Below are 13,649 nucleotides of genomic sequence, written 5' to 3' on the forward strand. Positions count from 1 at the left end.
CGGCTCCGGGGCTCGCGGCCCATTGGGACCGGCATCCTCCGCGTGCTCGGTCGCGAAGACGCCCGCTGAGCGGACGTGTCGCTCCCTTAGACGCACGCTTCCGGATGTCGGTCCCAAAGGGGCCTGCTGATCGTCTCACCCACCGTCCCTGCCACGATTATCTAGTTAGGAACCGACCATGGCCGTTGGAGTCTTCGACCTTTTTTCGATTGGTATTGGACCATCCAGTTCGCACACCGTGGGCCCCATGCGGGCCGCCGCGGTCTTCGCGGGTGAACTCAAGGACTCCGGTGCGCTGGACCGCGTGGCCTCGCTGCGCGTTGACCTCTACGGATCGCTGGCCGCCACCGGCCGCGGCCACGGCACCATGACCGCCGTGTTGCTGGGCCTGGAGGGATACCACCCCGAAGTCATCCTCCCCGATGAGGTCGAGGAAAGGCTCGCATCGATCGCCGAAACCGGCACCCTGAACCTGGGCGGCGGCGCGGACCCGGCCTCCGGCATGCCGCTGCCGTACGGGGAATCGGACATGGTCCTGCACCCGCTCACCGTGCTCCCGCGCCACACCAACGGCATGAAGTTCAGCGTCTCCGACGCCGACGGCGCCCTGCTGCACGAGGTCACGTTCTTCTCCGTGGGCGGTGGTTTCATCGTCCGCGAGGGCGAGGAAGACGCGGCCCTGAAGGAACTGGACGAGTCCAAGAAGGAACTGCCGCTGCCGTTCCGCACCGCCGCGGAACTGCTGGAGCACTGCCGGGTTACCTCTCTCAGCATCAGCGACGTCATGCGGGTCAATGAAGAAGATAATCGCACCGAGGAGGAGATCCGCGAGGGACTGCTGCACATCTACTCCGTCATGGAGGGCTGCGTGCAGGTCAGCCTCAAGCGCGATGGCCTGCTGCCCGGTGGCCTCAAGGTCCGCCGCCGGGCGCCAGACTGGCACGAGCGGCTCCTGAAGGAGGACAAGGACCGGGACCCGAAGTACTGGCAGGAATGGGTCAACCTGATCGCGCTGGCCGTCAACGAGGAAAACGCCTCCGGCGGGCGGGTCGTGACGGCCCCCACGAACGGCGCGGCGGGCATCATCCCGGCCGTGCTGTACTACGCCCTGCACTTTGCCCCCGGCATGGACAAGGCCACCCAGCAGGACCGCGACGAGACGATCGTCAAGTTCCTGCTGACCGCCGCCGCCGTCGGGGTGCTCTACAAGGAGCAGGCCTCGATCTCCGGCGCCGAGGTGGGCTGCCAGGGCGAGGTGGGTTCGGCGTCGTCGATGGCGGCCGCCGGCCTGGCCGAAGTCATGGGCGGAACCCCCGGGCAGGTGGAGAACGCCGCGGAGATCGCGATGGAACACAACCTCGGCCTGACGTGCGATCCGATCGGCGGGCTCGTGCAGATCCCCTGCATCGAACGCAACGCGATCGCCGCGGCCAAGGCCATCAACGCCGCCAAGATGGCGCTCTGGGGCGACGGCACGCACCGCGTCTCCCTCGATGAGGTCATCGTGACCATGCGCGAAACCGGCAAGGACATGTCCTCCAAGTACAAGGAAACAGCCATGGGCGGCCTCGCCGTCAACGTGGTGGAGTGCTAGAGGAGCGACCCATGGGAACTGAGGGCAGACCCACCTACAAGCACGCTGACAACAAAAAGAAAGAAAACTATGACCCTGGCACCTGAAGGCCGCAAGCTGCTGCGCGTTGAACAGCGCAACTCGGCAGTACCGGTCGAACGCAAGCCCGAGTGGATCAAGGCCAAGGTCCAGATGGGCCCCGAGTACGTGCAGCTCAAAAACCTCGTCAAAAAGGAAGGCCTGCACACGGTCTGTGAGGAGGCCGGCTGCCCCAACATCTTCGAGTGCTGGGAAGACAAGGAAGCGACCTTCCTGATTGGCGGCTCCGAATGCACGCGCCGCTGCGACTTCTGCCAGATCGATACCGGCAAGCCCTCCCCCGTTGACGTTTTCGAGCCGACCAAGGTGGCCCGCTCCGTCCAGGCAATGCAGCTGCGCTACGCCACCGTCACCGGTGTGGCCCGCGACGACCTCGCCGACGAGGGCGTCTGGCTCTACGCCGAAACGGTCCGCAAGATCCACGAACTGAACCCGGGCACCGGCGTCGAACTGCTGATCCCCGATTTCTCCGGCAAGCCCGAGCACATCCAGGCCATCTGCGACTCCAAGCCCGAGGTGTTCGCGCACAACGTCGAAACCGTGCCCCGGATCTTCAAGCGGATCCGCCCCGCCTTCCGCTACGACCGCTCCCTGGACGTCATCACGCAGGGCCGCAACCTGGGCATGGTCACCAAGTCCAACCTCATCCTGGGCATGGGCGAAACCCGGGAAGAGATTTCCGAGGCCCTCAAGGACCTGCACGACGCCGGCTGCGACCTGATCACCATCACGCAGTACCTGCGTCCGAGCGAGCGGCACCTGCCGGTGGACCGCTGGGTCAAGCCGCAGGAATTCGTGGACCTGCAGCAGGAAGCCGATGAGATCGGTTTCCTCGGTGTCATGAGCGGGCCGCTGGTGCGTTCCTCGTACCGCGCCGGCCGCCTCTGGGCCACCGCGATGCGCAAGAAGGGCTGGGAAATCCCCGCCGAGCTCGCCCACATCGAAAGCTCCGGCAGCACCCGCCAGGAAGCCAGCTCAATCCTCGCCGCGCACGCCGGCGTCTAACACCCGTAAAGGACCAAAGATGTTCCCCACACGACTAGAGATCATCCCTTCCGAAGACATCGTCGAAAAAGTCACGGCGGCTGCGCCCATGGGCACCACACTCACCATCACCTGCCTGCCCCACCACGGCATCGGGCGCACCATGCGCGCGGCAGTCGAGCTGGCCCAGCTGGGCTACGCGGTGGTCCCGCACCTCGCGGCACGCGCCCTGCAGGAGCGCTCCCAGCTCGTCGGAATCCTGCGCGACTGCGACGCGGCCGGCATCAGGGAAGTCTTTGCCATCGGCGGGGACTCCCCGCGGGCCGCCGGACCCTACGGCACGGCGGCAGAGCTGATGGAAGACATCGCCCAGTACTCCGGCGGTGGAATCTCCATTGGTGTCGCCGGCTACCCCGAGGGGCACCCCTCCGTCGTCGGCCTCGACCTCCTGGACGCACTGCTGGCCAAGCAGCACCTGGCGAGCCACATTGTCACCCAGATGTGCTTTTCCGCCCAGAAGATCGTGGACTACGTGGGCCTGCTGCGCCGCGAGGGCGTGGAGCTGCCGGTCTGGGCGGGGGTCGCCGGTACCGTGCCCAGGACCAGGCTGGTCGCCCTTGGCACCCAGATCGGCGTCGGCGCCTCCCTGAAATTCCTCAGCCGCAAGGGCCCGCTGGCCCGCCGGCTCCTCAGCGGGGAAAGGTACGAGCCTGCGTCCCTGATTTCCGAGCTTGCCGAACACCCGGACAGGGTATCAGGCATCCATTTCTACACTTTCAATCACCTGAACGCGGTGACGGACCGGGCAACCCCGCCGTCGAGTCCTGTGGCTACCGAACTCGTTTCGATTCAAGGAGCAGCAAAATGAAGACCCAGACTGAAAACCTGGCGCAAGCCCCGCACCTGGAGAGGCAGCTCAGCAACCGGCATATCCAGCTGATTGCGATCGGCGGCGCCATCGGAACCGGCCTGTTCATGGGCTCCGGCAAGACGATTTCGGCGGCCGGGCCTTCCGTGATCTTCGTGTACATGATCATCGGCTTTATGTTGTTCTTCGTCATGAGGGCGATGGGCGAACTGCTGCTGAGCAACCTGCACTACAAGTCCTTCAGCGACTTTGCCGCGGACCTGCTCGGACCTTGGGCCGGCTTCTTCACGGGCTGGACGTACTGGTTCTGCTGGGTGATCACCGGAATCGCGGATGTTATTGCGATTGCCGGCTATTCGCAGGAACTCTGGCCGGGTCTACCGTTGTGGATCCCCGGGCTGGTCACCATCGCCATCCTGCTGCTGCTGAACCTGGCCACAGTGAGGGCGTTCGGTGAGACCGAGTTCTGGTTCGCGCTGATCAAGATCATCGCCATCGCGGCGCTGATCGTGGTGGGCCTGTTCATGATCTTTAGCGGTTTCCAGTCCGACGCCGGCCCGGCCACCTTCACCAACCTGTGGAGCCATGGCGGTTTCTTCCCGAACGAGTTCATGGGCTTCGTAGCCGGTTTCCAGATTGCCGTGTTTGCCTTTGTGGGCATTGAACTGGTGGGCACCACGGCTGCAGAGGCCAAAGATCCGGAGAAGAACCTGCCGCGCGCCATCAACTCCATCCCGATCCGCGTGCTGCTCTTCTACGTAGGCGCCCTCATCATCCTGATGTCCGTCACCCCCTGGACCCAGTTCCAGGCCGGCCACAGCCCCTTCATCGCCATGTTCTCCCTGGCCGGCCTGGGTGCCGCCGCCACCGTTGTGAACCTGGTGGTGCTCAGCTCGGCCATGTCCTCGGCCAACTCCGGCATCTACTCCACGTCGCGCATGGTCTATGGCCTGGCGCAGGAAGGCGACGCTCCGGCCGTGTTCGGAGCCCTGTCCCGTCGGAAAGTCCCGCAGAACGCGCTGTTCCTGTCCTGCGTACTGCTGCTCTCCGGCGTGGTGCTGATGTACGCGGGCCAGGACATCGGCAAGGCCTTCGACATGGTGACCACCGTGTCCGCTGTCTGCTTTGTTTTCGTCTGGTCCATCATCCTGGCCAGCTACATTGCCTTCCGCAAGCGCCGCCCGCACCTGCACGAGGCATCCAAGTTCAAGATGCCCGGCGGCATCCCCATGGTCTGGGTGGTCTTCGCCTTCTTCGCCTTCGTGCTCTGGACACTGACCACCCAGCCGGACACGCTGACGGCCCTGCTGGTCACACCGGTCTGGTTCATCATTCTTGGCATTGCTTGGTTCTTCCTGCGCCGGCGCCCCGTCCACCTGGCCCGCTACGCGACATTCCAGGCCGACCTCGCCACCGAACTCGCCCTGGAACAGGAAGCAGCCAGCGGGCGGCAGGGTCAATGAACACCGCGCAGACTTTGAACAATCCCACCCAGGAACCGGCGGAACATACCGCCCTGACCGAGCATGTGCTCACCCTTGACTGTGCGGAGTCCCCCGGCATCGTCCACGCGATCTCGGGGTTCCTGCTGGATCACGGCAGCGACATCATCGACATCAAACAGTACGGCGACCGCGGGCAAGGGCACTTCTTCATGCGCGTCCACTTCTCCTCCGCGAAGGAGTCCTTCGGCACCGAGCAGCTGCGCGGGGATTTCACGCCCCTGGCGGAAAAATGGAAGATGAACTGGCAGCTGGAGCCACAGGGCCGCAAGCGCCGGGTCCTGGTCATGGTCTCGAAATTCGGGCACTGCCTCAACGACCTGCTCTTCAGGGCACGCACCGGAGATCTTCCGATCGACATCGTGGCCGTGGTGTCCAACCACCGCGACCAGGAGGGACTGGTCCAGTGGCACGGCATCCCGTTCTTCCACCTGCCGGTCACGAAGGACTCCAAGCCGGAGGCCGAGGCCAGGTTGCTGGAACTCGTGGATGAACTTGACGTGGAACTGGTGGTCCTGGCCCGCTACATGCAGGTCCTCAGCGACGGCCTCTCCGCCCAGCTGGCAGGCCGGACCATCAACATCCACCACTCCTTCCTGCCCAGCTTCAAGGGTGCCAAGCCTTACCACCAGGCCTATGACCGGGGCGTGAAAACCGTGGGCGCCACGGCCCACTACGTCAATGCCGAACTGGACGAGGGGCCCATCATTTCGCAGCAGGTCATCGACGTGGACCACACCTACACCCCGGACGACCTGGTGGCGGTGGGCCGGGACGCCGAATGCGCCGCCCTGCGCAACGCGGTCCGCTGGCACTGCGAGGGCAGGATCCTGCTGCTCGGCAACCGGACCGTGATTTTGCGATAGGCTGCACCAAAAGTCGGCAGCTGATGGCCGGAGACTTGAGGCCGGAACGCGCCACGCGTTCCGGCCTCGGGTGTTTAGATCAGCCGGACAGATCACCCGGACAAAATGTAGGCGTTTCTTGTCAAGAGGGCAAGGGAAATTTCGTACCGCGGAGCACCGGCATTTGGGCGTGCATCACCGAAAGGCAGCAGTTAACAACATCGTTGAGTCACGCACACCGAAGGGTTGGCGACGGGGCGTTCATCCGCAGAGGGGGATGCGCTACTGTACGGAGATTCCCCGAGGTCAGAGAGGCAACGCGGAGACGCCCCATGCTTCGTAGCCTTGGGCTTTGTCGATCATTTTCCTCGGGTTGTTGCCGTCCTGGGCGAGCCAGAGGATGTTGGAGTCTTTTGTGGCGTGGTCAACGCGGCCTGTGCGGACAGTTTCTCCCCGGAGCCTGATGTCCACTGTTGTACCGATGAGGTGGGACCAGTCGTCATGGCGGATTATCAAGGCGGTTCCTTTCAGAATGGTTTTGCTACCAGCCGCGTTGGGCGAGGCGGTGCGGCTGCGGGATCTCGTCCACGTTGATGCCGACCATGGCCTCGCCCAGGCCGCGGGAGGCCTTGGCGATCTCTTCCGGGTCGTCGAAGAAGGTGGTCGCCTTCACGACGGCGGCGGCACGCTGGGCCGGGTTGCCGGACTTGAAGATCCCGGACCCGACGAAGACACCGTCCGCGCCGAGCTGCATCATCATGGCAGCGTCGGCCGGGGTGGCGATGCCGCCGGCGGTGAACAGCACCACGGGGAGCTTGCCGGTGGCGGCAACTTCCTTGACCAGTTCGTACGGGGCCTGCAGTTCCTTGGCGGCGACGTAGAGCTCGTCCTCGGCCATGCCGGCGAGCTTCTTGATCTCGGCGCGGATCTGGCGCATGTGGGTGGTGGCGTTGGAGACATCTCCGGTGCCCGCCTCACCCTTTGAACGGATCATGGCCGCGCCCTCGTTGATGCGGCGCAGGGCCTCACCGAGGTTCGTGGCACCGCAGACGAAGGGAACCGTGAAGTTCCACTTATCGATGTGGTTCGCGTAGTCGGCCGGGGTCAGGACCTCGGACTCATCGATGTAGTCCACACCGAGGGTCTGGAGGACCTGTGACTCGACGAAGTGGCCGATCCGGACCTTCGCCATGACGGGCACGGACACGGCCGCGATGATCGCCTCGATCATGTCGGGATCGGACATGCGGGACACACCGCCCTGGGCGCGGATGTCGGCGGGAACGCGCTCGAGCGCCATGACTGCCACGGCTCCGGCGTCCTCGGCGATGAGGGCCTGCTCGACGTTGACGACGTCCATGATGACGCCGCCCTTGAGCATCTCCGCCATGCCGCGCTTAACGCGGCTGCTGCCCGTGACCCGGGGAAGTGACTGATTCACTGGATGTGTCTTTCGTTGTTGTGGTGGTGACAGAAGCCAGCATGAGGCGGCTATCGCCCGACGTGCCGGTGGACAGCTATTTCAGCACGACTGTCCGGTTGCCTTGGAGGAAGACGCGTCCCTCGCAGTGCCAGCGGACGGCGTTGGAGAGTGCCTTGCGCTCGGTGTCCCGTCCGGCGGCCACGAGGTCGTCGGGCCCGTAGGTGTGGTCCACTTCCACCACCTGTTGGGAGATGATTGGCCCTTCGTCGAGTTCCGCGTTGACGTAGTGGGCGGTGGCGCCGACGGTCTTCACGCCACGGGCGTGCGCCTGGTGGTACGGCTTCGCGCCCTTGAAGCTTGGCAGGAAGGAGTGGTGGATGTTGATGGCGCGGCCATCCAGCCGGCGGGTGAGGTTGTCGCTGAGGACCTGCATGTAGCGGGCCAGGACCACCAGTTCCACGTCCAGCCGGTCGATCAGTTCCAGGAGCCGCTGTTCGGCCGCGGGCTTGGTGTCTGCCGTGACGGGCACGTGGAAGAAGGGGATGCCGTGCCATTCGACGATTCCCCGGTGGTCCGGATGGTTCGAGACGACCCCGACAATCTCGATCGGCAGTTCCCCGATCCGGGCGCGGAACAGCAGATCGTTGAGGCAGTGCTCGAATTTCGAGACCATGATCAGGACCCGGCGTTTCGTCCCGTGGGTTCGCAGTTGCCACTGCATGCCAAATTTTTCGGCGACCGGCGCGAAGGCGTCCCGGAGCGAATCCAGGGTGGTCTGGTCCCCGGCCGATGAGACGTGGACCCGCATGAAGAAGTGGCCGTCCAGCTGGGAATCGAACTGCTTGCTTTCGAGGATGTCGCAGCCTTGTTCCAGCAGGAATCCGGAGACGGCGTGGACGAGCCCCCGTGTTTCCGGGCAATCGAGGGTCAGGACGTATTCAGCGGCGCTGCCAGTTAGGGTTTCCACGGTTCAGCACTCGATCACGTTCACGGCGAGGCCCCCGCGGGAGGTTTCCTTGTACTTGGTTTTCATGTCCGCTCCTGTTTCGCGCATGGTCTTGATGGCTTTGTCCAGCGACACTTTGTGGCTGCCGTCGCCGTGGAGGCACAGGCGGGCGGCGTTGATGGCTTTGACGCTGGCAATGGCATTGCGTTCGATGCACGGAATCTGCACCAGCCCGCCGACAGGGTCGCAGGTCAGCCCGAGGTTGTGTTCAATCCCGACCTCGGCGGCGTTTTCCACCTGCGCCGGGGTGCCGCCGAGGACTTCGCACAGCCCGGCCGCCGCCATGGAGCAGGCCGATCCGACCTCGCCCTGGCAACCGACCTCGGCCCCGGAGATGGAGGCATTGATCTTGAACAGGATCCCGACGGCGGCGGCCGTCAGCAGGAAACGGACGACGCCGTCGTCGTTGGCTCCGGGGACGAACTTGACGTAATAGTGCAAGACGGCCGGCACTATGCCGGCCGCACCGTTGGTGGGTGCGGTGACGATCCGCCCGCCGGCGGCGTTCTCCTCGTTGACGGCGAGGGCGAACAGGTTCACCCACTCCATGGCGAGCAGCGGGTCGGCAGGCACCTGCACCGGGGACGGGTTCCGGGCTTCCGCGTCGGCGCTGACAGCGGTTGCTGCCAGCGTCCTGAACAGGGAAGGGGCCCGCCGCTTGACGTTCAACCCGCCGGGCAGGATTCCCTCGGCCGCGCAGCCGTTCTCCACGCACTGGCGCATGACCGCCCACAGGGCCAGGAGCTTGTCCCGGAGTTCGGCCTCGCTGTGCCAGACGAGTTCGTTGGCGAGCATGACCTCGGCGATGGACATGCCCTCCCGATCGCAGATGGCCAGGAGTTCGTCGGCTGTTGTGAAGGGGTAGGGCAGCACGGTGTCGTCTGCCACCACCTGGTCGCCGGCGTCGGCATCGCCGTCAACCACGAAGCCGCCCCCAATGGAATAGAAGCTCCGTTCGCTGAGGACGGCGCCGGTGTGGTCCAGCGCCCGGAAGGTCATGCCGTTGGGGTGGGCCGGCAGGGACTTGCGGCGGTGCAGCACCACGTCCTCGTCCCAGTTGAAGTCCACGCGGTGGTCTCCGCCGATCCGGAGTTCGGCATCCAGGGCAGCGGCCGCCACCTGGTCATCGGCGGTTCCGGTGTCCACACTCTCCGGGTCCTGGCCCTGAAGGCCCAGGACCACGGCCTTGTCTGAACCGTGGCCCCGGCCGGTGGCGCCGAGGGAGCCGAACAGTTCGGCCTGCACCCGTGTGGTTGAGCTCAGGAGCCCGCCGCTTTTGAGGCCGTCGGCAAAGAGCTTCGCCGCCCGCATCGGGCCGACCGTGTGGGAGGAGGACGGCCCGATGCCAACAGAAAACAGGTCCAGGACGCTGAGCGCCATCAGGGGACCTCGGGGGAGGCGTATTCGCGCATCGCGTCGAGGAGCCACCGGCCAAGGAAGTCCGCGAACGATGCCCGGGGGAAGAGCCGGAAGCTTTCCTCCCCGGTCTTCTGCAGCACAACCGGGATGTTGCCGACCTCGGTGGCGAGGGCTGTTCCGGGCTTGAAGACGCGGGGGTGCAGGTCCAGGGAGCAGCCCTTCTCCAGGACGGCCCGCGCCCGGGGACCGGACAGTTCGAACGTGGTGCGGTTGGCGGAGAGATCCACCACCTGGCCCGGGGCGTCGCCCAGTGCTTCCGTGAGAGAGCCGATGAGGTTGCCGCCAAGGGAATCGTGGGCAGCTTCCGGTGCCACGACCATGAACTCGGACGGACCGAGCCAGAGGACGCTGATGCGGTCCGAGCCGGTCACGTCGCCGCAGCGTGCCGGCAGGCCGCCGGTAAGGGACGCGATCCGTGATCCTTCCTCGGAGCGGGGGTCAACGCGGATTCCGGCCATGGTCTGGAAGGGGCCTTCGTTGAGGACTACTTTTCCCGGGATGGAGCCGGATTCAAGTGCGGGCGTCAGGTGGGAGGCGGGGCTGCGGCGGATGTCCCGCAGTCCATTGACGCCATGGAGTGCTGCTGTATTAGCCATCTTTGCGGGTCCCTTCAGAGTCAAAAAGTACGGTTTCTGCGACAACGACGTCCACCAGCTGGTCCCCGGCGGCGGCCACCAGGGTTTCGCCGATCCGGTTGCGGCCGTTCTTGATCAGGGCCAGGGCGAATGAGCGTCCCAGCGCCGCACTGTGGTAGCTGGAGGTCACGAATCCCTGCATGGGGACGGGGCCGTAGGCAGGGTTGACGGTGATGTCCTGCTCCACCAGCTGGGTGCCTTCGGGCAGCCGGATCGTGCCGTCCACGGGCAGGACGCTGACCAGGTGCTTCCGGTCGGTGCGGCCGGCATCCTTGCGTGCATAGGAGCGTTTGCCGATGAAGTCCTTGACCTTGGATACGACCCATTCCATGCCGGCGTCCTGCGGGGTCACGGTCCCGTCGGTGTCCTGCCCGACGATCGGGTAGCCCTTCTCGGCCCGCAGCACGTGCATCGTTTCGGTGCCGTAGGGGGTGATGTTGAATTCCGCCCCGGCCGCGGCCACGGCTTCCCAGGTGTTCAGCCCGTACCAGGCCGGGATGTTGATTTCGTAGGCCAGTTCGCCGGAGAACGAGATCCGGCAGATCCGTGCCCGGACGCCGGAGGCCAGGGTTGTTTCCTTGAACATCATGAACGGGAAAGCCTCGGCCTCGAGGCCGCCGTCGGCAGCCAGTTCCGGGGCCAGCTTCGCGACGACGGCGCGGGATTTCGGTCCGACGACGGCGATGGTGGACCACTGCTCCGTGACGGAGGTGCAGTGCACGTCCAGGTCCGGCCATTCGGTCTGCAGCCATTCCTCCAGCCAGTCCAGCACCTTCGCGGCGCCGCCGGTGGTGGTGGTCATGAAGAACCGGTCCGCGTCCAGGCGCAGCGTGACGCCGTCGTCGAAGACCATCCCGTCGGGGGTGCACATCACGCCGTAGCGGGCGGATCCCGGCGCGAGTTTCTTGAACGCGTTGGTGTAGATGCGGTTCAGGAACTCGCCGGCGTCCTTGCCCCGGATCTCGATCTTGCCCAGGGTGGTGGCGTCCATGAATCCGACGGACTCCCGGACGGCGGCGCATTCGCGCAGGACCGCGGCGTCCATGTCCTCACCGTTCTGCGGGTAGTACCAGGGCCGCTTCCACTGCCCGACGTCCTCGAAGAGGGCGCCCCGGGCGACGTGCCACGGGTGGATGGACGTCAGCCGGGCGGGATCGAACAGTTCGCCTCGCTGGCGTCCGGCCAGGGCGGCGAACGCCACCGGGGCGAACGGGGCGCGGTAGGTGGTGGTGCCGATGTCCCCGATGCCGCGGGACGCTTCGCCGGCGGTCCGCAGTGCGGCGGCGATCACGCCGATCGCGTTCACCCCGGAGGTCTTGCCCTGGTCGTTGGCGGTGCTGATGGAGGTGTAACGCTTGATGTGCTCCACGGACCGCATCCCGGCGCCGGTGGAGCGCAGGACGTCGGCCACCGACTGGTCACGCTGGAAGTCCACGAAGTGATGGTGCCAGTCATCCGGCGTGCCGCTCTCCCCCGGGACCAGCCACAGCTGGCGGGTCGGAGCGGATGCCGTTGGCTCGCCCAGTGCGGATGGCGCGAACGTAGAACTGAAGCCGGCGGCGATGGCCGCCGCGGCCCCGGCCGAGCTGCCCTCGGCGAGGCAGTCGCCCAATTCGAAGCTGCCGCGGCCGGAGCCGACAATCTGCTGGTTCGGAACGACGGTGCTCGGCACGAAAGCGGCAAGGTCCTCGTCCCAGCGGAGCTTGCCCTGCCGCTGGGAGTGCAGGTGCACCACGGGTGACCAGCCGCCGGAGACGGCCAGCAGGTCGCAGGCGAGCTCTTCGACGCCGGAGGTGAGTTCGCCGGCGTCGTTGATGCTGCGGACGGTTACACCGTCCAGCCGGCCATCGGCGTCCGAGGAGGTGTTGGCAACCGCGCTGCCGATCAGTACCCGCGTGCCGGCTTCGACGGCGGTCGCAGCCACCTTCGAGAGCCGGGGGCGGGCGTCGACGACGGCTTCGACGCCGATTCCGGCGGCCCGGAGGTCAGAGGCGAGTGCGTAGGCGCTGTCGTTGGTGGTGCTGATGACCACCCGGGAACCGGCGGGCACGGCGTAGCGGTTGAGGTAGCTGCGGACGGCGGAGGCGAGCATGATGCCGGGCCGGTCGTTGTTTTCGAAGACCAGCGGGCGTTCGTGGGCGCCGGGGGCCAGGATGACCTGCGCGGCACGGATGTGCCAGATCCGCTGGCGGGACACGCCGGATGCGGCCGGGCTGGACAGGTGGTCAGTGCGGTTCTGGACTGCGATGACGTAGTTGGAGTCGTAGGCGCCGAACGCGGTGGTGCGGTTCAGGACGGTGCATTCGGCCCCCGAAACCAGTTCGGCTTCCACGTCAGCCACCCATTCCAGGGCCGGCTTTCCTTCGATGGCCTCGGCCAGTCCGGGCGCCGTGGAGCCTGACAGGAGTGTCCCGCCCAGTTCGGGCTGGTCGTCAATGAGGATGACCCGGGCGCCGGTGCGGGCCGCCTGGCGGGCAGCGGCCAGGCCTGCGGGGCCGCCGCCGACCACCAGGACATCGGCGTGGACGTACTTCTTGTCGTACTCTGCACGGTCCTCGTCCGGGTCCAGGCGGCCCAGCCCGTTAAGCAGGTCCGCTTTGAGTCCGTCCACGAGGGTGACGGTGGTGGCGGGGAGCATGGACTCGGCCACGTGGCCCGGGAAGCGGGCCTCGATCCTGACGAGGGCGTTGGATTCCTCGACGCCGGCGGACATGATGCCGCGGGGACGGTCCTCGTAGAGCGAGTTGCCGGCGGCGATCCGGCCGTTGGCAAGCAGGGCCGAGGCGAGGGTGTCGCCGGGGTGTCCGGTGAATTCCTCGCCGTCCACGGTGAAGCGCCAGGAGATGGTGCGGTCGATGCGTCCGCCGGCGGCGAGGCGGGCGTTCTGGGAAGTCACTTGGTTGCTCCTTCCGGGGCGGTGGTGCTGGTTGCGGAGGCGCTGGGCGCGGCGTTTCCGGTGGTGGTGCTGTCGGCGGCGGTGCTGGCGGTGCCGGATTCGGCCGCCGGGGCGGCCGCGGCGGGCCGGGGCGTGCCCATCGGGTAGACGGCCTGGATGTCGTAGGTGACGGTGTCGCGGAGCATGTTGAACCATTGCCGGCAGCCGGTGCTGTGCAGCCAGCGTTCGGCGAAGGCGCCCTTGGTGTTGTCGCGGTAGAACAGGTACTCGGCCCATTCGCGGTCGGTGAGTTCTGCCGGGTTTTCGGGGTAGGCGATGTGGGCCTGGCCGCCGTAGTGGTATTCGGTTTCGTCCCGGGGGCCGCAGTTGGGGCAGGGGATCAGGAGCATGTCCGTACCT

General features: G+C 66.1%; 12 protein-coding genes. 5 read left to right on the forward strand and 7 right to left on the reverse strand.

Translation table 11 applies throughout. The features are described 5' to 3' along the window. Positions 1 to 178 precede the first annotated feature (178 nt). From ACVWZ8_RS06290 to purU (ACVWZ8_RS06310), 5 genes are all read left to right on the forward strand, one after another. Positions 179 to 1,594: an L-serine ammonia-lyase gene (locus ACVWZ8_RS06290; RefSeq protein ID WP_456504129.1), complete on the forward strand. Its 1,416-nt coding sequence runs from the start codon at positions 179 to 181 to the stop codon at positions 1,592 to 1,594. Positions 1,595 to 1,663: 69 nt separating this feature from the next. Further along, the gene (lipA, locus tag ACVWZ8_RS06295; RefSeq protein ID WP_456504130.1) at positions 1,664 to 2,677 is read left to right on the forward strand and encodes a lipoyl synthase; all 1,014 of its coding nucleotides are present in this window, start codon (positions 1,664 to 1,666) and stop codon (positions 2,675 to 2,677) included. A gap of 19 nt (positions 2,678 to 2,696) precedes the next feature. Next, positions 2,697 to 3,524 carry a methylenetetrahydrofolate reductase gene (locus ACVWZ8_RS06300; RefSeq protein WP_456504131.1) on the forward strand — a complete coding sequence of 276 codons (828 nt, stop codon included), beginning with the start codon at positions 2,697 to 2,699 and terminating at the stop codon, positions 3,522 to 3,524. Then, positions 3,521 to 4,987 carry a D-serine/D-alanine/glycine transporter gene (gene cycA, locus ACVWZ8_RS06305; protein WP_456504132.1) on the forward strand — a complete coding sequence of 489 codons (1,467 nt, stop codon included), beginning with the start codon at positions 3,521 to 3,523 and terminating at the stop codon, positions 4,985 to 4,987. The genes ACVWZ8_RS06300 and cycA overlap by 4 nt, the downstream gene beginning before the upstream one ends. Next, positions 4,984 to 5,892, forward strand: coding sequence for a formyltetrahydrofolate deformylase (gene purU, locus ACVWZ8_RS06310; protein WP_456504133.1), 909 nt, complete (start codon positions 4,984 to 4,986; stop codon positions 5,890 to 5,892). The genes cycA and purU (ACVWZ8_RS06310) overlap by 4 nt, the downstream gene beginning before the upstream one ends. A 285-nt stretch (positions 5,893 to 6,177) precedes the next feature. On the opposite strand, the gene ACVWZ8_RS06315 is transcribed toward purU (ACVWZ8_RS06310), so the two are convergent. The 7 genes from ACVWZ8_RS06315 to ACVWZ8_RS06345 all read right to left on the reverse strand — a co-directional run bounded on the left by ACVWZ8_RS06315 (position 6,178) and on the right by ACVWZ8_RS06345 (position 13,639). After that, positions 6,178 to 6,387, reverse strand: coding sequence for a hypothetical protein (locus tag ACVWZ8_RS06315; protein WP_456504134.1), 210 nt, complete (start codon positions 6,385 to 6,387; stop codon positions 6,178 to 6,180). A gap of 25 nt (positions 6,388 to 6,412) precedes the next feature. Further along, positions 6,413 to 7,312 (reverse strand): pyridoxal 5'-phosphate synthase lyase subunit PdxS, encoded by a 900-nt coding sequence (gene pdxS, locus ACVWZ8_RS06320; protein WP_456504135.1) that lies wholly within the window; start codon positions 7,310 to 7,312, stop codon positions 6,413 to 6,415. 76 nt (positions 7,313 to 7,388) lie between these two features. Beyond that, a complete protein-coding gene (gene purU / locus ACVWZ8_RS06325; protein ID WP_456504136.1) occupies positions 7,389 to 8,261 on the reverse strand; it encodes a formyltetrahydrofolate deformylase in 873 nt (290 codons plus the stop codon). A gap of 3 nt (positions 8,262 to 8,264) precedes the next feature. Beyond that, on the reverse strand, positions 8,265 to 9,680 hold the full coding sequence (locus ACVWZ8_RS06330; RefSeq protein ID WP_456504137.1) for an L-serine ammonia-lyase: 1,416 nt from the start codon (positions 9,678 to 9,680) through the stop codon (positions 8,265 to 8,267). Beyond that, complete coding sequence (locus ACVWZ8_RS06335) at positions 9,680 to 10,315, reverse strand: sarcosine oxidase subunit gamma (protein ID WP_456504138.1); 636 nt, start codon at positions 10,313 to 10,315, stop codon at positions 9,680 to 9,682. Before ACVWZ8_RS06335 ends, ACVWZ8_RS06330 begins: the two co-directional genes overlap by 1 nt. Next, the gene (locus tag ACVWZ8_RS06340) at positions 10,308 to 13,250 is read right to left on the reverse strand and encodes a sarcosine oxidase subunit alpha family protein (protein ID WP_456504139.1); all 2,943 of its coding nucleotides are present in this window, start codon (positions 13,248 to 13,250) and stop codon (positions 10,308 to 10,310) included. The genes ACVWZ8_RS06335 and ACVWZ8_RS06340 overlap by 8 nt, the downstream gene beginning before the upstream one ends. After that, the gene (locus tag ACVWZ8_RS06345) at positions 13,247 to 13,639 is read right to left on the reverse strand and encodes a sarcosine oxidase subunit delta (RefSeq protein WP_456504140.1); all 393 of its coding nucleotides are present in this window, start codon (positions 13,637 to 13,639) and stop codon (positions 13,247 to 13,249) included. The genes ACVWZ8_RS06340 and ACVWZ8_RS06345 overlap by 4 nt, the downstream gene beginning before the upstream one ends. Positions 13,640 to 13,649: the final 10 nt, after the last annotated feature.

Source organism: Arthrobacter sp. UYCu723 (assembly GCF_054059215.1).

Excerpts from the sequence above, each read along its gene's own strand:
- ACVWZ8_RS06290 (WP_456504129.1), top strand. The coding sequence starts at position 179 with ATGGCCGTTGGAGTCTTCGACCTTTTTTCGATTGGTATTGGACCATCC.
- lipA (WP_456504130.1), top strand. The coding sequence starts at position 1,664 with ATGACCCTGGCACCTGAAGGCCGCAAGCTGCTGCGCGTTGAACAGCGC.
- ACVWZ8_RS06300 (WP_456504131.1), top strand. The coding sequence starts at position 2,697 with ATGTTCCCCACACGACTAGAGATCATCCCTTCCGAAGACATCGTCGAA.
- cycA (WP_456504132.1), top strand. The coding sequence starts at position 3,521 with ATGAAGACCCAGACTGAAAACCTGGCGCAAGCCCCGCACCTGGAGAGG.
- purU (WP_456504133.1), top strand. The coding sequence starts at position 4,984 with ATGAACACCGCGCAGACTTTGAACAATCCCACCCAGGAACCGGCGGAA.
- ACVWZ8_RS06330 (WP_456504137.1), bottom strand. The coding sequence starts at position 9,680 with ATGGCGCTCAGCGTCCTGGACCTGTTTTCTGTTGGCATCGGGCCGTCC.
- ACVWZ8_RS06335 (WP_456504138.1), bottom strand. The coding sequence starts at position 10,315 with ATGGCTAATACAGCAGCACTCCATGGCGTCAATGGACTGCGGGACATC.
- ACVWZ8_RS06345 (WP_456504140.1), bottom strand. The coding sequence starts at position 13,639 with ATGCTCCTGATCCCCTGCCCCAACTGCGGCCCCCGGGACGAAACCGAA.